General features: G+C 69.2%; 15 protein-coding genes. 8 read left to right on the top strand and 7 right to left on the bottom strand.

Annotation, left to right across the window (positions count from 1 at the left end):
• Positions 1 to 44 precede the first annotated feature (44 nt).
• Positions 45 to 1,604: an AAA family ATPase gene (locus OU996_RS05140; RefSeq protein WP_267584570.1), complete on the top strand. Its 1,560-nt coding sequence runs from the start codon at positions 45 to 47 to the stop codon at positions 1,602 to 1,604.
• On the opposite strand, the gene OU996_RS05135 is transcribed toward OU996_RS05140, so the two are convergent.
• Positions 1,601 to 3,916: a heavy metal translocating P-type ATPase gene (locus OU996_RS05135; protein ID WP_267584569.1), complete on the bottom strand. Its 2,316-nt coding sequence runs from the start codon at positions 3,914 to 3,916 to the stop codon at positions 1,601 to 1,603. The two genes, OU996_RS05140 and OU996_RS05135, sit on opposite strands and share 4 nt — an antisense overlap.
• A gap of 76 nt (positions 3,917 to 3,992) precedes the next feature.
• Here OU996_RS05135 and OU996_RS05130 point away from each other — a divergent pair, with 76 nt between their 5' ends.
• The 3 genes from OU996_RS05130 (at position 3,993) to OU996_RS05120 (ending at position 6,654) form a co-directional block, all read left to right on the top strand.
• Positions 3,993 to 4,457: a MerR family transcriptional regulator gene (locus OU996_RS05130; protein WP_267584568.1), complete on the top strand. Its 465-nt coding sequence runs from the start codon at positions 3,993 to 3,995 to the stop codon at positions 4,455 to 4,457.
• A gap of 66 nt (positions 4,458 to 4,523) precedes the next feature.
• Entirely contained in the window at positions 4,524 to 5,579 is a 1,056-nt protein-coding gene (locus OU996_RS05125) for an aldose epimerase family protein (protein ID WP_267584567.1), read from the top strand.
• Positions 5,580 to 5,670: 91 nt separating this feature from the next.
• Positions 5,671 to 6,654 (top strand): tripartite tricarboxylate transporter substrate-binding protein, encoded by a 984-nt coding sequence (locus OU996_RS05120; protein WP_267584566.1) that lies wholly within the window; start codon positions 5,671 to 5,673, stop codon positions 6,652 to 6,654.
• A gap of 14 nt (positions 6,655 to 6,668) precedes the next feature.
• Here the strand turns inward: OU996_RS05120 and OU996_RS05115 are convergent, their stop codons facing one another.
• A complete protein-coding gene (locus OU996_RS05115) occupies positions 6,669 to 7,580 on the bottom strand; it encodes a LysR family transcriptional regulator (RefSeq protein ID WP_267584565.1) in 912 nt (303 codons plus the stop codon).
• 129 nt (positions 7,581 to 7,709) lie between these two features.
• Here OU996_RS05115 and OU996_RS05110 point away from each other — a divergent pair, with 129 nt between their 5' ends.
• Complete coding sequence (locus OU996_RS05110; RefSeq protein WP_267584564.1) at positions 7,710 to 9,200, top strand: CoA-acylating methylmalonate-semialdehyde dehydrogenase; 1,491 nt, start codon at positions 7,710 to 7,712, stop codon at positions 9,198 to 9,200.
• Positions 9,201 to 9,638: 438 nt separating this feature from the next.
• Entirely contained in the window at positions 9,639 to 10,286 is a 648-nt protein-coding gene (locus OU996_RS05105) for a hypothetical protein (RefSeq protein ID WP_267584563.1), read from the top strand.
• Positions 10,287 to 10,682: 396 nt separating this feature from the next.
• Here OU996_RS05105 and OU996_RS05100 read toward each other — a convergent pair whose 3' ends face one another.
• Genes OU996_RS05100 through OU996_RS05090 form a run of 3 tightly spaced genes read right to left on the bottom strand, consistent with a single transcriptional unit; the run spans position 10,683 to position 13,711 of the window.
• Positions 10,683 to 11,618 (bottom strand): prephenate/arogenate dehydrogenase family protein, encoded by a 936-nt coding sequence (locus OU996_RS05100; RefSeq protein WP_267584562.1) that lies wholly within the window; start codon positions 11,616 to 11,618, stop codon positions 10,683 to 10,685.
• The gene (hisC, locus tag OU996_RS05095) at positions 11,608 to 12,726 is read right to left on the bottom strand and encodes a histidinol-phosphate transaminase (protein ID WP_267584561.1); all 1,119 of its coding nucleotides are present in this window, start codon (positions 12,724 to 12,726) and stop codon (positions 11,608 to 11,610) included. The genes OU996_RS05100 and hisC overlap by 11 nt, the downstream gene beginning before the upstream one ends.
• Positions 12,727 to 12,775: 49 nt before the next feature.
• The gene (locus OU996_RS05090) at positions 12,776 to 13,711 is read right to left on the bottom strand and encodes a chorismate mutase (RefSeq protein ID WP_420712748.1); all 936 of its coding nucleotides are present in this window, start codon (positions 13,709 to 13,711) and stop codon (positions 12,776 to 12,778) included.
• A gap of 183 nt (positions 13,712 to 13,894) precedes the next feature.
• On the opposite strand from OU996_RS05090, the gene metX reads away from it, so the two are divergent.
• Together metX and metW are read left to right on the top strand one after the other, a co-directional pair.
• Positions 13,895 to 15,064 carry a homoserine O-acetyltransferase MetX gene (metX, locus tag OU996_RS05085; protein ID WP_267584559.1) on the top strand — a complete coding sequence of 390 codons (1,170 nt, stop codon included), beginning with the start codon at positions 13,895 to 13,897 and terminating at the stop codon, positions 15,062 to 15,064.
• A 50-nt stretch (positions 15,065 to 15,114) separates the two neighbouring features.
• The gene (metW, locus tag OU996_RS05080; RefSeq protein WP_267585601.1) at positions 15,115 to 15,747 is read left to right on the top strand and encodes a methionine biosynthesis protein MetW; all 633 of its coding nucleotides are present in this window, start codon (positions 15,115 to 15,117) and stop codon (positions 15,745 to 15,747) included.
• 125 nt (positions 15,748 to 15,872) lie between these two features.
• Here metW and OU996_RS05075 read toward each other — a convergent pair whose 3' ends face one another.
• Positions 15,873 to 16,088 carry a type II toxin-antitoxin system RelE/ParE family toxin gene (locus tag OU996_RS05075; RefSeq protein ID WP_267584558.1) on the bottom strand — a complete coding sequence of 72 codons (216 nt, stop codon included), beginning with the start codon at positions 16,086 to 16,088 and terminating at the stop codon, positions 15,873 to 15,875.
• A gap of 15 nt (positions 16,089 to 16,103) precedes the next feature.
• A complete protein-coding gene (locus tag OU996_RS05070; RefSeq protein WP_213755292.1) occupies positions 16,104 to 16,376 on the bottom strand; it encodes a type II toxin-antitoxin system Phd/YefM family antitoxin in 273 nt (90 codons plus the stop codon).
• Positions 16,377 to 16,435 lie beyond the last annotated feature (59 nt).

The raw sequence follows: 16,435 nt of genomic DNA, 5'->3' as shown, positions 1-16,435 counted from the left end.
ACCTTACCGATGGCGGGGCGGCAGGTGGGAGCTAGACTGGCGCCATGAGCACGCCCGCCGCTTCCCCCGACCATGTCGTCGCCGATCAGGAGCCGATTTTCGCCCTGCTGGCCGACCCGGCGACGCATGGGCTGACCGGCGCCGTGTCCCGGATCGACACCCATGGCGCGGCCGTCTTCCTCGCAGGCGATGACGTCTATAAAGTGAAGCGCGCCGTGCGTTTTCCCTTCATGGACCTCTCGACACTGGACAAGCGCCACGCCGCCTCTATGCGCGAGCTGGATGTGAACCGGGTGAACGCGCCCGGCCTCTATCTCGGCCTGGTGCCGATCCGCCGGTTGGGCGACCGGCTGCAACTCGGTGGCGAGGCGGGCACCGTCATCGAATGGGCGGTGCATATGCGCCGCTTCGACGAGCACGCGACGCTGGACCGGCTGCCGCCCGACGCCCTCACCCCGGCGCTGATCGACGCGCTGGCGCGGGCGGTTCATGCCGCGCATGAGCGGGCGCCCCGTCGCACCAAAGTCGATTCGGCGGCGGAACTGTCCAAGGTCGCGACCGGCATCGTCGCCGGACTGCGCGAGAGCCCGGACCTCTTCGCCCCGCCCCGCGTGGCGGCACTTGCGGCGGCGCTGACCGGCACGATCGCGCGCCTGTCCCCTCTGCTTAACGCGCGCGCCGCCGCCGGCGAGGTGCGGCGCGGCCATGGCGATCTGCATCTGCGCAACATCGCGCTGATCGACGGCGTGCCGGTGCTGTTCGATGCGCTGGAATTCGACGAGGCGCTGGCCACCACCGACCGGCTCTACGACCTCGCCTTCCTGCTGATGGATCTCGGCCAGCGCGGATGGACCAATGCGGCCAACCAGCTGCTCAACCGCTATCTCGCCGCCTGCGGCGATGCTCCGCCCTATGACGGGCTGGCCGCCCTGCCGCTGTTCCTCGCCTTGCGCGCCGGCATCCGCGCGCAGGTGACGGCGGCGGCGCTGGCGCTGCGCGACGGCCCGGCGAAGCAGGCGGCTGAGGCCGAGGCGCTCGCCTATCTCGGCTATGCCGAGACGGCGCTGGCGCCCCGCCCCGCCCGGCTGGTGGCGGTCGGCGGGCTGTCCGGCACGGGAAAGAGCACGCTCGCCGCCCGGCTGGCGCCGGAGATCGGCCCGCTGCCCGGCGCGGTGCATCTGCGCAGCGATGTCGAGCGCAAGCGCCTCGCCGGGGTGGGGGAACTCGACCGCCTGCCACCGGAAGCCTACACGCAGGCGACCACCGCCGCCGTCTATGCGGTGCTCCGTGAGCGCGCCCGTGCGGTGCTGGCCGCCGGCCATGGCGTCATCGTCGATGCGGTCCACCAGCGCGACGACGAACGCGCCGCCATCGAAGACATAGCGCGCGAGGCCGGCGCGGCCTTTACCGGCCTGTGGCTCGAGGCGTCGCTCGACACGCTGACCGCCCGCGTCGAGGCGCGACGGGGCGATGCCTCGGACGCCACCGCCGCCATCGTCACCCAGCAGGCGACGCGCGATTGCGGCAGCATCGGCTGGCACCGCCTCTCCACCGCCGGCGGCACGGATGCGACGTTGGCCGAGGCTCGGCGCCTCATGCCTTAACCGGCGCTATTCCCCTTCCAGCCCAGCAAGCGCAAGGCATTCGCGGTCACCAGCACGGTAGCGCCGGTATCGGCGAGGATGGCCGGCCACAGCCCGGTGACGCCGATGATGGTGGTCACCAGAAACACCGCCTTGAGCCCAAGCGCGAGGGTGATGTTCTCATGGATGTTGCGCATGGTTTGGCGCGACAGGGCGATCATCGCCGCGACATCACCGACGCGCCCGTGCAGCACCGCTGCTTCCGCCGTCTCCAGCGCCACATCCGTGCCGCCGCCCATGGCGATGCCGACATCGGCCGCCGCCAGCGCCGGCGCGTCATTGATGCCGTCGCCGACCTTGGCGACGGTGAAGCCCTCGCGTTTCAGCTCGCCGATGATGCGCTGCTTGTCCGCCGGCATCAGCCCGGCACGCACCTCGATGCCGAGGCTGGCGCCCACCGCCTGCGCGGTGCGCTCATTGTCGCCGGTCAGCATCACCGTGCGGATGCCCGCCGCCTTCAGCGCCGCGAGGCCTGCGGCGGCATCCGCGCGCGGCTCGTCGCGCAGAGCGAGAAGGCCCGCCACCGCGCCGTCCGCCACCAGCACGGCGACGGTCTTGCCGGCCTCGTTCAGGCGGGAAACGACCGCCTGCTGTTCCCCCGTCAGCGGGGCCCGCGCGGCGGCCGCCTTGGGCGAACCAAGGAACAGCGCCGCGCCCTCCACCGTGCCGCTCACGCCCTCGCCGCCCAGCGCCGCCGCCCCGCTTACCGGCGGGATCGACAGGCCGCGCGCGGCGGCCTCATTGAGGATGGCGTTCGCCAGCGGGTGGCTGGAGCCCGCCTCCAGCGCGGCGGCGCGGGCGATCAGCGCCGCCTCATCCCCGGCAAAGGCGATGACGTCCGTCACCTTCGGCTTGCCCTCGGTCAGCGTGCCGGTCTTGTCGAGCGCGACCGCATTGACGAGACGCAGCCGCTCCAGCACCGCGCCGCCCTTGATCAGCAGCCCGCGCCGCGCCCCGGCGGCGAGACCGGCGGCGATCGCCGCAGGGGTCGAGATCACCAGCGCGCAGGGGCAGCCGATGAGCAGGATAGCGAGGCCCTTATAGATCCACTCATCCCACGCCGCGCCGGCGAGCAGCGGCGGCAGCACGGCGACGAGCGCGGCGAGCAGCACCACGAAGGGCGTGTACCAGCGGGCGAAACGGTCGATGAAACGCTCGGTCGGCGCCTTGCTCTCCTGCGCCTCCTCCACCAGCCGGACCACGCGTGCAATGGTGTTGTCGGAGGGCTCGGTCGTGGCCCGGATGGTCAGCGCCGCCTCGCCATTCACCGTGCCGGCGAACACCGTGTCGCCCACGCCCTTGGACACCGGCACGCTCTCGCCGGTCACCGGCGCCTCGTTCACGGAGCCCACGCCTTCCGTCACCACCCCGTCGGCCGGGATGCGCTCGCCGGGCCGCACGAGGATGAGCGCACCGATGGTGAGGCTCTCGGCCGGCACCTCGCGGGTCGTGCCGTTCTCGATCAGCCGCGCCGTCTTCGGCACCAGCGCGGTCAGCGCGCGGATGCTGGCGCGGGCGCGACCGGCGGCGACGCCCTCCAGTAATTCGCCGATGAGGAACAGCACCACCACGGCGGCAGCCTCCTCGCTGGCACCGATGATCACCGCGCCGATGGCCGCGATGGTCATCAGCATCTCGATGGAGAAGGGCGTGCCGGCGAGCTCCGCCATCACCGCCCGGCGGGCGATGGGCAGGAGCCCGATCGCCAGAGCGGCGATGAAGAACAGGTGCGCGTAGGCCGGGATGAGATGGCCGAGTCCGTAAGCGAGGCCAAGCGCGCCGGCGCAAGCCAGCGTCAGCCGCGCCTTGCCGCTCTGCCACCACGGCCGGTCGGTCGGGAGATGGTTATGCGCATGGTCGGACGCTTCAGGGGCGGGCGCGGCGGGGGGGCGCGCGTGGCCGGCATGATCGTGACCGTCGCCATGAACGTGACCGTGGCCGTCGTGATCATGACTCGCGTGATCATGGCCATGATGTTCGTGGTCATGGTGGTCATGATCGTGCCCGGCGCAGCCGGGGCCGTGCTGGTGGGTGTCGCGCGTGCGGGCTTCGGCAGCGCCCACGAGCGGTACGATGCCATAGCCGAGGCCGGCGACGCGCTTTTCCAGCACGGCAAGGTCGGCGCCGTCATGCTCGACGGTCAGCGTACCGGCGGTCACCGAGACCGACACCTCCGCCACATCTGGCAGCCGGCGCACCGCCGTGTCGATCTTGGTGGCGCAGGACGCGCAGTCCATGCCCTCGATCCGGTAGCGGGTTTTCAGCGCGGCCATGGCATCACCTCTCGCCTCTTGTGCTGCGATGGACGGCACCCTAATTCCTCTAGCGACTAGAGGAGCAAGCGGGAAAATGAGCGCAGGCGAGGACGGCCCCTTCACCATTGGCGAGGCGGCGCGGGTGAGCGGGGTGAAGGTGCCGACCATCCGCTATTACGAATCCATCGGCCTGCTGCCCCGCCCGCCGCGCACCGAGGGCGGCCGCCGGGCTTATGACGGAGCGGATCTGCGTCGCCTCGCCTTCATCCGCCATTCACGCGAACTGGGCTTCGAGATCGAGGCGATCCGCACGCTGCTGCATCTGCAGGACGATCCCGACCAGTCCTGCGCCGCCGCCGACGCCATCGCCCGCCACCGGCTGGAGGAGGTGGAGCGGCGCATCGCCGGCCTCACCGCGCTGAAGGTGGAGCTGGAGCGGATGATCGCCGGCTGCGCCCATGGCCGGGTTGACCAGTGCCGGGTGATCGAGACGCTGGCGGATCACGATCTTTGCCGCCACGATCATCACGCCCCCGCAACGGCGGTGCCCACGCACTGACGGGCGCGGCATACTGGACGCCGAATCGCCCGGCCACCGCGAGCCGGGCCAGCACGGATGACAGGGATGGACGCTCAGATCACGCAGGTGGGCACGGGCCCGGATGGCGAGGCGATCGAGGAAGTCACGCTGCACGGGCCGGATGGCACGCGGGCGCGGGTGCTGAGCTGGGGCGCGACACTACGCGATCTGGAAATCCCCCTGATCGACGGCCGGCTGCGCCGGGTGGTGCTCGGCTTTGAGGACGCAGCGAGCTACATCGCCAACCCGCCCTATCTCGGCGCCACCTGCGGGCGCGTCGCCAACCGGATCCGCGACGGGCGCTTCACCCTCGACGGCACCACTTACGATGTCGGCCGCAACGAGGCGGGGCGCACCCATCTGCATGGCGGCGCGCGCGGCTTCTCGCACCGGAACTGGCGGATCGAGACGGCCAGTATCGACGCGGTGACGCTGATGCGCCGTTCGCCCGATGGCGAGGAAGGCTATCCGGGCACGCTGGATGTGCGCTGCACCTACCGGCTGGAGGCCCTCGCGACGCTCGCCATTACGATGACCGCGACCACCGACGCGCCGACGCCGGTGAACCTCGCCCACCATTCCTATTTCACCCTCGACCCGGCCGGCTCGGTGCGTGAGCTGGAGGTCGAGATCGCCGCGCGGCACTACACACCGGTCGATGCCGATCTCATCCCGACCGGCGACATCGCCCCCGTGGCGGGCACGCCCTTCGACTTCACCACGCCGCAGCGATTGGACGCGCGCGGCACCTGTTACGACATCAATTACGCGCTGGACGGCACCCCCAATGGCCCGCCGCGTTTCGCTGCCCGCGCGGCGAGCGCCCGGTCGGGCTTGCAGCTTGACGTGTTCACCGACGCGCCGGGGCTGCAACTCTATGACGGCTTCCACCTCAAGCCGACACGGCACGGGCTCGGCGGCCATCGCCACGGCCCCCATGCCGGGCTGTGCTTCGAGGCGCAGACCTTTCCCGATGCGGTGAACCAGCCGGGCTTCCCCTCCCCGTGGTTGAAGCCGGGCGAGACCTATAGCCAGGCGACGCAGTACCGCTTCGGCGGGAGGAACCTGCGGTGGAGCAACGGGGCCGAGGTAAATAAGTAGCGAGCGGTTCGTCTGACCTTCCACCACCTTGCGCGACACGCTATGCAAGTAGAGCGAGCAGCAGGGGCAAGCTGCTACCGGGCGGCATTTCATGAACCGACGCGGCTTTCTCGCCGGACTGACCGCCGGCCTGGCTGGTAGCACGATCACGACGGGCGCCGCGCGCGCGCAGGCAGCCGCCTCCCCGCCAATGCTCGAACGGCTGACGCTCTTCGTACCCACATCCCTCGGAGGCGGCGCGGCTCGCTGCGCTACCGCGATCGGGGAGGTGCTTCGCGCGGAAAGCCTCGTCGGTCAGCTCGATACCGTCTACGCCCCGGCGGAAACCAGCGCCGCGCTGGTACGCTTCCTCGAACTTGGACGCGGGCCGGATGATGTGATCATGGTGACGGGCGCGAGCCTCATCGGTGCCGGCATCCTGCAACGCGCGCCGCTGGAGCTGGTACTGGGCGCGCCGATCGCGCGCATCGCCTGCGAGCACCTCGTCCTTGCCGTGGCCTGGAACTCGGATATCGACACGCTGAAGGAACTGACCATCGGGCTCCAGCTGGAGCCAGCCACCATCCGCTTCGCTGGCGGTCCGCGCGGCGGCACGGAGCACCTGCTGGTGGCCGATCTTGCCCGGCAAGCCGGCATCGAGCCGCAGCGGCTCGCCTATGTGTCGCGACCGCCGGGCGAGACGACCGGCGCGCAGATTTTCAGCGGGCAGGCGAACTGCGCGGTGGGCGGGCTCAGCGAGCTGCAGCTCGATATCAGCCTCGGCCGGCTGCGCGGGCTCGCCATCTCCTCGTCGCAGCGCCTGCCGGGCGTGAACATTCCCACCTTCGGCGAGATGGGGGTGGACCTGCGCATGGATAACTGGCGGGGGATCTTCGCCCCGCCGGAGTCCTCACCGGAGCAGCGGGAGCGGCTGGCGGGGCTGATCGCCCGGCTGGTCCGGACGCCGAGCTGGCGGGCAAAGCTGTTCCAGCATAACTGGATGAGCGCCTATCTGCCGATGCCCGCCTTTGGCGACTTCGTCACCACGAACATCGCCCAGACCCGCCGGCAGCTCGCCGAATTCGGCCTGAGCTGAGCGCTGTCAAGGCGTTACGAGGTGGCCATGACCGGCGCGGGGCCGGTGACGAAGCTCGCCCGTGCCTCGCGCACCGCACCGGCGATGAAGTCCTCCACCTCGCGAATGCGCCGCAATTCGTGGATGTCGGCATGGGTGACGAGCCAGTAGGACCGGCGAAAACTCAGTTCCGGCAACAGCCTGACCAGTTCGGGATGGGCCCGCGCGGCATAGTCATGGAGGATGCCGACCCCCGCCCCGGCACGCACCGCCTCCATCTGCCCGACCACGCTGGCGCATTCCAGCCGGCGCGCCTCGATCTCGCGAAACGCCTCGAAATAGTCGAGCGCTGGCGAGTAGACGAGGTCCGGCACATAGGTCACCAAGAGGCGGCCAGTCAGTGCAGTGAGGTGGACGATCGGGCCAGTGCGATCAAGATAGTCGCGCGTGGCGTACACGCCCAGGCTGTAATCGGTGAGCTTGCGCGCCACCAGCCGCCCCTCGGTCGGGCGCTGCAGGGTGACGGCGACATCGACCTCGCGCTTGGGCAGCGAGAAGCTGCGCGGCAGGGGGGCGAGCTGGATGGTCATGCCGGGATGCTCGTCGGCCAGCTTGCCGAGGCGCGGGGCGAGGAAATAGGTGCCGAACCCGTCCGGCGCGCCGATGCGCACCGTGCCGGCGAGCGCGAGGTCGACATTGCCCAGCGCCGCCTGCGCCTGCAGCATCTCGGTCTCGATCCGCTCGGCATGGGCGAGCAGGCGCTCGCCGGCGGGGGTGAGCGCGCTTCCCGTGGTGCGCCGCTCGATCAGCTTGGAGCCGAGGCCGGCCTCCAGCGCGCCGAGCCGGCGCCCGACGGTCGCATGGTCGAGCCCGAGCTGGCGCGCCGCCGCCAGCATCTGCCCGGCGCGCGCGACCGCGAGGAAGATGCGCAGGTGATCCCAATCCAAACCCGCCCCCCTTGAGCCCTCTTGAGCCTATGCCCGCACAACGGATGATGAAACATCGTCGTTGAAGTGCGCCCGTTCCACAAGCACAACCATCGTCACAGTCAACGGACAAACCGAAGGGAAAACGCCATGGCGGTCATCGGCCATTACATCGGCGGCAAGGTCGTGAACACGGCGGGGCGCACCGGCCCGGTCTTTGATCCCTCGACCGGCGCGCAGTCCGGCGAGGTGCTGCTGGCCTCCACCGCCACGGTGGGCGAGGCGGTGGCGAACGCCGCCGCGGCCTTCCCGGCCTGGGCCGACACCCCGCCGCTGACCCGCGCGCGCATCATGTTCAAGTTCAAGGCGCTGCTGGAGCGCGACATCGATGCGCTCGCCACCGCCATCACCAAGGAACATGGCAAGACCTTCGAGGACGCCAAGGGCGAGGTCACCCGCGGCATCGAGGTGGTCGAGTTCGCCTGCGGCATCCCGCATCTGATGCGCGGCGACTTCACCGAGCAGGTGGCGCGCGGCGTCGACGTGTTCTCGGCCCGCCACCCGCTGGGCGTGGTCGCCGGCATCACCCCGTTCAACTTCCCGGCCATGGTGCCGATGTGGATGTTCCCGGTGGCGCTGGCCTGCGGCAATGCCTTCGTGCTGAAGCCTTCCGAGAAAGACCCGTCCACTTCGCTGCTGCTGGCCGAACTGCTCTCGGAAGCCGGCCTTCCGGCCGGCGTGTTCAACGTCGTGCAGGGCGACAAGGAAGCGGTCGACGCGCTGCTGGTTCACCCGGACATCGCCGCGGTGAGCTTCGTCGGCTCCACCGCCATCGGCGAATATGTCTACAAGACCGCCTGCGCGGCCGGCAAGCGGGCGCAGGCGCTGTGCGGCGCCAAGAACCACCTCGTGGTGATGCCCGACGCCGATCTCGACAAGACCGTCGACGCGCTGATGGGCGCGGGCTACGGCTCGGCCGGCGAGCGCTGCATGGCGGTCTCGGTCGCCGTGGCGGTGGGCGGCGTCGGCGACGCGCTGCTCGAAAAGCTCGTGCCGAAGGTGCGCGCCCTGAAGGTCGGCCCCGGCCTCGACCCGGACAGCGAGATGGGCCCGCTCGTCACCAAGGAGCACCTCGCCAAGGTGCGCGGCTATATCGATGACGGCGTCGCCGCCGGCGCCAAGCTCGTGGTCGATGGCCGCGATCTCAAGCTGCAGGGCTATGAGAACGGCTATTTCCTCGGCGGCACGCTGTTCGACGACGTGACCCCCGACATGAAGATCTACAAGGAAGAGATCTTCGGCCCGGTGCTCTCGGTGGTGCGCGTCGACCGCTATGACGAGGCGCTGAAGCTGGTCAACGACCATGAATATGGCAATGGCGCCGCCATCTTCACCCGCGACGGCGATAGCGCCCGCGCCTTCGACCGCGACGCCAAGGCCGGCATGATCGGCATCAACGTGCCGATCCCGGTGCCGGTGGCGTTCCACTCCTTCGGCGGCTGGAAGCGGTCGATCTTCGGCGATCGCAACGTCTATGGCATGGAGGGCGTGGGCTTCTACACCAAGATGAAGACCACCACCGCCCGCTGGCCCACCGGCATCCGCGAAGGCGCCCAGTTCGTCATCCCGACCACGGGCTGAGGGTCGCTTACCTCTCCCCATGGGGGAGAGCGAGTGTGCCATCCTGCACAACGTCATCCCCGGACTTGATCCGGGGATCCACGACGTCGACCGCGCGCCTGGCGGCAAGACGTGGATGGCCGGGTCAAGCCCGGCCATGACGGCGTTTTGGGAAGTTCGCTCCCCCGCACGGCGTCATCCCGGACGGCCGCAGGCCGATCCGGGATCGTCTCCTCGTCAGAGAACGGTCCGCGATCCCGGCTCTCCGCTTCGCTCCGGCCGGGATGACGATCTTTTATTGAGCCGTCCCGCCCATGACGGCGTTTCATCGGGAACGCGCGCGCCAATCGGGCTGCCGGCCTCCTACACCTCTCCCCGTCGGGGAGAGGGTGTTCGCCGCCCGCACCGACGCGCTACTCTGCGGGCCACTCGGTTTTTATAGAGGTCGGCAAGCAGGCAATGGATGACGCCGCTCGTATCTGCCGAGCCGTCTATGAGGAGACCGCCCAGCTCTACGCTCAAGTTGCGGGAGAGATGGGTCATCAGGCTTTGGGCTATCGCATCCTCTATGGGCCAGCTGTTTCGGACGCCGAGATCTTGTTCATCGGCTATCAACCCGGCGGCAGCGCCGAGGATGCGAAACGTGGATTGCGAGAGGGAGAACAGGCGGGATGGCCGAACCGCTGTGACTATAGTCACGCGGACTGGGCGCTTGCCCGCCGTTTGCAACGCATCTGGGATAAACCCTTCCTCGCCGCCTGCACCGGTATCAATGTCAATTTCTTCCGCGCGCCTTCAATGGCCGCCTGGCGGCGATTGCCACCCCCCGTGCGCCGAGACCTCGAGCACTTCAGCTTGCAGCGTTGCAAGCGCATCGTCCGCGCCCTGCGCCCCCGTCAGATTGTGGTGATCGGGCTCACAACGTTCAACGCCCTCGCCGAAGGCGAGCCTGTCCTGATGGGAGAGACACGGGTTCTCGCCAAGCGTGGCACTCTCTGGGACATCCCGGCCACGGGCGTTGTGCATTTGAGCGGCGCGCGCATCAACGGCATTGACGCGCAGCGCCTCGCCCAGCTTCTCAACCCCGAAGGCAAAAGCAACGCCTGAGGGGCACCCGCCCCAGTACGCGGTCATCCCGGACGGCCGCAGGCCGATCCGGGATCGTCTCCCAAGCATAGGGACGGACCGCGATCCCGGCTCTCCGCTTCGCTCCGGCCGGGATGACGATCTGTATTGAATTATCCCTGCCACGGGCTGAGAGGGGCGCCTTCCCCCCGACACGCCGTCATCCCCGGACTTGATCCGGGGATCCACGACTTCTTACGTTCAGCGCCAAAGACGTGGATGGCCGGGTCAAGCCCGGCCATGACGGTGTTCTGGGGAGTTCGTCCGCCCCTCGCACGACGTCATCCCGGACGGCCGCAGGCTGATCCGGGATCGGTTTCGTCAATCGGGCTCCACGCCCCCTTAACCTCTCCCCCTCGGGGAAAGGGAGCGTTCCCCTCACTCCGGCTCGCGGCCGAAGTTCGGGGCGGCGGTCTCCTGGCCGATCTCGATGATCGAGCGGCGGATGGCGCGGGTGCGGGTGAACAGGTTGAACAGCGTCTCGCCCTGCTCCCAGCGGATCGCCCGCTGCAGCGCGATCAGATCCTCGGTGAAGCGGCCGAGCACCTCGATCACCGCCTCGCGGTTGTTGAGAAACACGTCGCGCCACATGGTCGGGTCGGAGGCGGCGATGCGGGTGAAGTCGCGGAAGCCACCGGCGGAGAACTTGATCACCTCGGACTGTGTGATCTTCTCCAGATCCGCCGCCGTGCCGACGATGTTGTAGGCGATGAGATGCGGCACATGCGAGGTGATGGCGAGCACCAGATCATGGTGCTCGGGCGTCATCACCTCGACATTGGCGCCCATCGCCGCCCAGAACGCGGTAAGCCGCGCCACCGCGTCCTCATCCGCGCCCTCGGGCGGGGTGAGGATCGACCAGCGGTTCTTGAACAGCGTGGCAAAGCCGGCATCGGGGCCGGAATATTCCGTGCCCGCCACCGGGTGGCCGGGGATGATGTGCACCCCCTCCGGCAGATGCGCGCGCAGCGCGGTGAGCACCGCGCCCTTGACCGAGCCGACATCGGAGACGATGGCGCCCGGCTTCAGATGCGGGGCGATCGCCTGCGCCACCGCGCCCATGGCGCCGACCGGCACGCAGAGAATGACGAGATCGGCGTCCTTTACCGCCTCGGCGGGGGAGGCGGCGACCTCATCGGCAATGCCGAGCTCGGCGACGCGGGCGCGCACCTCGGGCGCCGCGTCATAGGCGACGCTGGTGCCGGCGAGCTGGCGCACATCGACCGCGCGCAGGATGGAGGAACCGATCAGCCCGAGGCCGATGACGGTGAGCCGGCCGATCAGCGGGCGCGGCAGCGGCGGATCAAGCACCATGGCTGGCGGCCCCCAAAAACTCCGTGAGCGTGGCGACCAGCAGCTCGTTGGCCTCCTGCGTGCCGATGGTCAGGCGCAGCGCGCCGGGCAGGCCGTAGGAATCCATGCGCCGCAGGATCAGCCCGCGCTCCATCAGGAAGGCGTCGGCGTCGCGGGCAGTCTTGCCGGGCGCGTCGGGGAAATGCACCAGCACGAAATTGGTCACGCTCGGCGTCACGGTGAGGCCGAGGTCGGTCAGCGCCGCCGTCATCCAGGGCAGCCACTGGTCATTATGGGCGACGGCGCGCTCGACATGCGACGCGTCCTCGATCGCCGCCACCGCCGCGGCGATGCCCGGCGCGGAGACGTTGAAGGCACCGCGAATGCGGTTGATGGCGTCGATCACCTCGGCCGGGCCGTACATCCAGCCGACGCGCAGCGCGGCAAGGCCGTGAATCTTCGAGAAGGTGCGCAGCATCACCACATTCGGTGAGGTCGCGACCAGTTCGATGCCGGCCTCGTAATCGTTGCGCCGGACATATTCGGCATAGGCCGCGTCGAGCGCCAGCAGCACATGCGGCGGCAGGCCCTTCTGCAGGCGCTTGATCTCATCGAAGGGCAGATAGGTGCCGGTCGGGTTGTTGGGGTTGGCGAGGAAAACCACGCGGGTCTTGTCCGTCACCGCCGCCAGCAGCGCATCGACATCGCTGGTGAGGTTGGTCTCGGGCGCGATGACCGGCGTGGCGCCGGCCGCCAAGGCGGCGATGCGGTAGACCAGGAATCCGTACTGCGAATAGAGCACCTCGTCGCCCGGCCCGGCAAAGGCCAGCGCGGTGAGCATGAGCAGCTCGTCCGAGCCGGTGCCGCAGACGATGCGCGCGGGATCGAGGCCGTAGGCCGCGCCGATGGCGGCGCGCAGCCGGGTGGAGGCGCCGTCGGGATAGAGCTCCAGCGCGGCCGCGTCGCGGAACGCCTCGATCGCCCTGGGGCTGGCGCCGAGCGGGTTCTCATTGGCGGAGAGCTTATGCACCTTCACGCCGGCCCCGGCCTGCGCCTTGCCGGGCACATAGGCCTCGATCGCCTGCACGCCGGGGCGCGGGACGGGACGGCTGGGGGAGGTGGCGGACATGACAGGCTCCGGGAGCGGCGGACGGGAGGGAGATCGGGAAGGCGGCAGATCAGCCTTGCGCGGGCTGCTGCGGCGAATGGGTATAGCGGCTCGCATGGGAGCCGACGAGGGCGGCGGCGCGCACCGAGGCGCCGGCGGCGCGCAGCGCGGCGAGCACCGTGTCGAGCCCGACCGCCCCGCCGAGCGGGATGGAGGCGAGCAGCGCCGCCCCGTCGAGCCCGCGATCCGGCACCGCGATCACCTCGGCGAGCGGGGCGAGCGCGCGGGCGGCATGGGCGGTCCAGCCGGCGACATGCAGGCTCCAGGTCTCCACCTCCGTCACCGCGCCATCCGTCACCGGATGGGCGATGCAGAACACCGGCAGGCCGGCGGGGTGGTCGGCACGCTCCACGAAAGGTAGCCGCGCGATGATCTTCGGCGCGTGCTCGCCCTCGAGCGCGGTCCACCACGCCCCGGCGCCGGGCGCGGCAAAGGCCGGCACGAGGCCGAGATCGCCCTTGGAGCCGGCGACCGCCGCGACGACGCCCGCCGCGCCCATATGGGCGACGAAGGGCACGGTGAAGCCGAAATGAAAGCGCGCGCTGTCGCGCATCGCCGCTTCGCCCGAGGCGAGGTCGGCATGCACGGCATAGGGCGCCTGGACATAGGTGAAGGTGGAGATGATGACGCGCCAGATGCCCTCGACCGTATCGAGCGGGAGAATGCCGCGATGCCGGTCGACGATCATCCGCATCATCGAGGCCTCGCGCGCCGGGCGGAAGGCCGAGCCGCCCTCGGCCGCGCGCGCGCGCTTCACCGCCACCAGCCGGTCGATGATCTCGCTGCGCTCGATCAAAAGCGCGTGCATCCCCGCGTCGATGCGGTCGATCTCCGCCCGCAGCACGGCGAGATCCACGCCGGGCACGGCCGGCGTCGCGTCCGGCGCGGGGTTCTGCGCAGGGCTCGGCGCAAGACTCGGCGATTGCGGCGCGGGGCTTTTGGGCATCTCGTTCATCGGCCGCACTCCTACCCCCGCGCGTGCGCGGTGCAAGACAAATTTTGCCGCCGGGCTTTATGGTGCGCCGGCCGGTCTCGACCATATTGACAAGCGGCTTCTGTGGCTTCATCGGATCGTCCGGTATAACGAACCATTCGTCCGGTTGGACGATTGCCTGAGGTGAGGACGGTTATGCTGGAGAGGTCGATCGTCGAAGCCGCCCGCGCCGAGGCGGACCAGCCGCACTCGCCGGTGGCGCGTTTCGGCCCGGACACGCCGCTCAAGCTCGATGCCGGTGGCGAGCTCAGCCCGTTCCAGATCGCCTACCAGACCTATGGCACGCTGAACGCGGCGCGCTCCAATGCCATTCTCATCTGCCACGCACTCTCCGGCGACCAGCACGCGGCGAACGTCCATCCCGTCACCGGCAAGCCCGGCTGGTGGGAGACGCTGATCGGGCCGGGCAAGCCGATCGACACCGACCGCTTCTTCGTCATCGCCTCGAACGTGCTGGGCGGCTGTCTCGGCACCACCGGCCCGTCCTCCACCAACCCGGCCACCGGCCAGCCCTATGGGCTTGATTTGCCGGTCGTCACCATTGGCGACATGGTGCGGGCGCAGGCCATGCTGATCGACCATCTCGGCATTGAGCGCCTGCTCGCCGTGGTCGGTGGCTCCATGGGCGGCATGCAGGTGCTGCAATGGGCGGCGAGCTACCCCGAGCGCGTCTTCGCCGCCATGCCCATCGCCACCGCCGCCCGCCATTCGGCGCAGAACATCGCCTTCCACGAGGTCGGCCGCCAGGCGGTCATGGCGGACCCGGACTGGCGCGGCGGGCGCTATCTCGCGGAAGGCACCAGCCCGCGCCGGGGTCTGTCGGTCGCGCGCATGGCCGCGCACATCACCTATATGTCCGACTCATCGCTGCACCGGAAGTTCGGCCGGCGCCTGCAGGACCGCGCCGGGCGCACCTTCTCCTTCGACGCGGACTTCCAGGTGGAATCCTATCTGCGCTACCAGGGCGAATCCTTCGTCGACCGCTTCGACGCCAATTCCTATCTCTATGTCACCCGCGCCATGGATTATTTCGACCTCGCGGCGGACTACGGCGGCGTGCTGGCCAATGCCTTCAAGGGCGCGAAGACCCGCTTCTGCCTCGTCTCCTTCACCTCCGACTGGCTGTTCACCACGGCGGATTCGCGCGCCATCGTCCACGCGCTCAACGCCTCGGGCGCGCAGGTCTCCTTTGCCGAGATCGACAGCGACAAGGGCCATGACGCCTTCCTGCTCGACGAGCCGGAATTCTTCGCCATCACCCGCGGCTTCATCGACGCCGCCGCCCGCGCCGTGGGGGTGAGCTGATGTCGCCGCGCGAGACCGCCCTGAAAGAACTGAAGAACCGCGACCTCACCATGCGCGAGGCCGCGCGCGCCGCTTCCGGCAAGCGCATCGACCTGCTGCTGATCGCCGACATGGTGAAGCCCGGCTCGCGCGTGCTCGATGTCGGCTCCGGCGACGGTGAGCTGCTCGAACTGCTCGCCACCACGCGCGGCTGCGACGCGCGCGGCATCGAATTGTCGCGCGAAGGGGTCAATGCCGGCGTGGCGCGCGGCCTGCCGATCATCCAGGGCGACGCCGATGTCGATCTCGCCGACTACCCGGACAACGCCTTCGACTATGTGATCCTGTCGCAGACCATCCAGGCGACGCGCCGGCCAAAATGGGTGCTGGAGCAGATGCTGCGCGTCGGCACGCGGGCCATCGTCTCCTTCCCGAATTTCGGCTTCTGGCGGATGCGGCTCGACCTCTTGATCAATGGCCGGATGCCGAGCACGGACAACCTGCCCTATAGCTGGCACGACACGCCCAACATCCATTTCTGCACCATCCGCGACTTCGTCGATCTGGTGGAGGAGGTGGGCGCGAAGATCGAGACCGCGACCGCGCTCGACGCCTCCGGCCACCCGGTGCGGGTGAACCTGCCCTGGGCGGTGTGGAACCTGCTCGGCGAGCAGGCGGTGTTCCTGCTGTCGCGGAAGGGGTGAGCGGGTTCCCCGTCAGGGAGTGAGCCGCCGCTGCAGGAAGGCCTGCATGTCGCGCCGGCCATCGGTAACGGCGACGACGAAAACCGTAGAGCCATGGACCGCATAGATCATGCGGTAGGCCTGATTCAGCGGTGCAGTTCGCGGAACTCGGTCGCGCCGAAGATCGCCAGTTCCTTGGGCGCGTTGCCGCGCAACGGCATCTCCGCGAGGGTGGCGAGCTTCTGCTGAAGCACGGTCAGTACCTCTTCCGCACGGGCGGCGGATTCACTCGCTGTGATGAACTGGCGGATCTCGTTGAGATCACGCGCCGCCGGACGGGTCAGTTCCACCTCATAGCGCATCGACGGCGCCTCGGCTCAGTCCAGCGAGCCGTCGCGAACGCGCCGCATCGCCTCCTCAAGGGGTATCGTGTTGCCCTCCCGGATATCCTTCTGACCCATCTGGACGATCCGCAGCATCGCGATCGCCTCCTGCATCTCCTCATAGGAATCAATGTCCTGCAGCACCGCCTTGGCCTCGCCGTTCACGGTGATGATCATCGGCTGCTGGTGCTCGGCGAGCTTGGCGATGACCTCGGCGGCGTTGGCCTTGAGGTAGCTGATCGGCTTGATGCGTTCGGACAGCTTCATGGCGGCCTCGCGGGAGATGAGGAAGATCGGACGGGATACGGACCGAATATAGTCCTTTT

Origin of the sequence: Ancylobacter sp. SL191 (genome assembly GCF_026625645.1) — a bacterium.
GTDB lineage: Bacteria > Pseudomonadota > Alphaproteobacteria > Rhizobiales > Xanthobacteraceae > Ancylobacter.
Note: the sequence above shows the minus strand (reverse complement) of the source record. Positions and strands in the feature narration are given on the sequence as shown.

Bases quoted from the DNA above. Each gene is read 5' to 3' on its own strand.
- OU996_RS05070 (WP_213755292.1), bottom strand. From the start codon at position 16,376: ATGAAGCTGTCCGAACGCATCAAGCCGATCAGCTACCTCAAGGCCAAC.
- OU996_RS05075 (WP_267584558.1), bottom strand. From the start codon at position 16,088: ATGCGCTATGAGGTGGAACTGACCCGTCCGGCGGCGCGTGATCTCAAC.
- OU996_RS05130 (WP_267584568.1), top strand. From the start codon at position 3,993: ATGAGCGCAGGCGAGGACGGCCCCTTCACCATTGGCGAGGCGGCGCGG.
- hisC (WP_267584561.1), bottom strand. From the start codon at position 12,726: ATGTCCGCCACCTCCCCCAGCCGTCCCGTCCCGCGCCCCGGCGTGCAG.
- OU996_RS05090 (WP_420712748.1), bottom strand. From the start codon at position 13,711: ATGCCCAAAAGCCCCGCGCCGCAATCGCCGAGTCTTGCGCCGAGCCCT.
- OU996_RS05120 (WP_267584566.1), top strand. From the start codon at position 5,671: ATGAACCGACGCGGCTTTCTCGCCGGACTGACCGCCGGCCTGGCTGGT.
- OU996_RS05135 (WP_267584569.1), bottom strand. From the start codon at position 3,916: ATGGCCGCGCTGAAAACCCGCTACCGGATCGAGGGCATGGACTGCGCG.
- OU996_RS05100 (WP_267584562.1), bottom strand. From the start codon at position 11,618: ATGGTGCTTGATCCGCCGCTGCCGCGCCCGCTGATCGGCCGGCTCACC.
- OU996_RS05110 (WP_267584564.1), top strand. From the start codon at position 7,710: ATGGCGGTCATCGGCCATTACATCGGCGGCAAGGTCGTGAACACGGCG.
- OU996_RS05105 (WP_267584563.1), top strand. From the start codon at position 9,639: ATGGATGACGCCGCTCGTATCTGCCGAGCCGTCTATGAGGAGACCGCC.
- metX (WP_267584559.1), top strand. From the start codon at position 13,895: ATGCTGGAGAGGTCGATCGTCGAAGCCGCCCGCGCCGAGGCGGACCAG.
- OU996_RS05140 (WP_267584570.1), top strand. From the start codon at position 45: ATGAGCACGCCCGCCGCTTCCCCCGACCATGTCGTCGCCGATCAGGAG.
- metW (WP_267585601.1), top strand. From the start codon at position 15,115: ATGCGCGAGGCCGCGCGCGCCGCTTCCGGCAAGCGCATCGACCTGCTG.
- OU996_RS05125 (WP_267584567.1), top strand. From the start codon at position 4,524: ATGGACGCTCAGATCACGCAGGTGGGCACGGGCCCGGATGGCGAGGCG.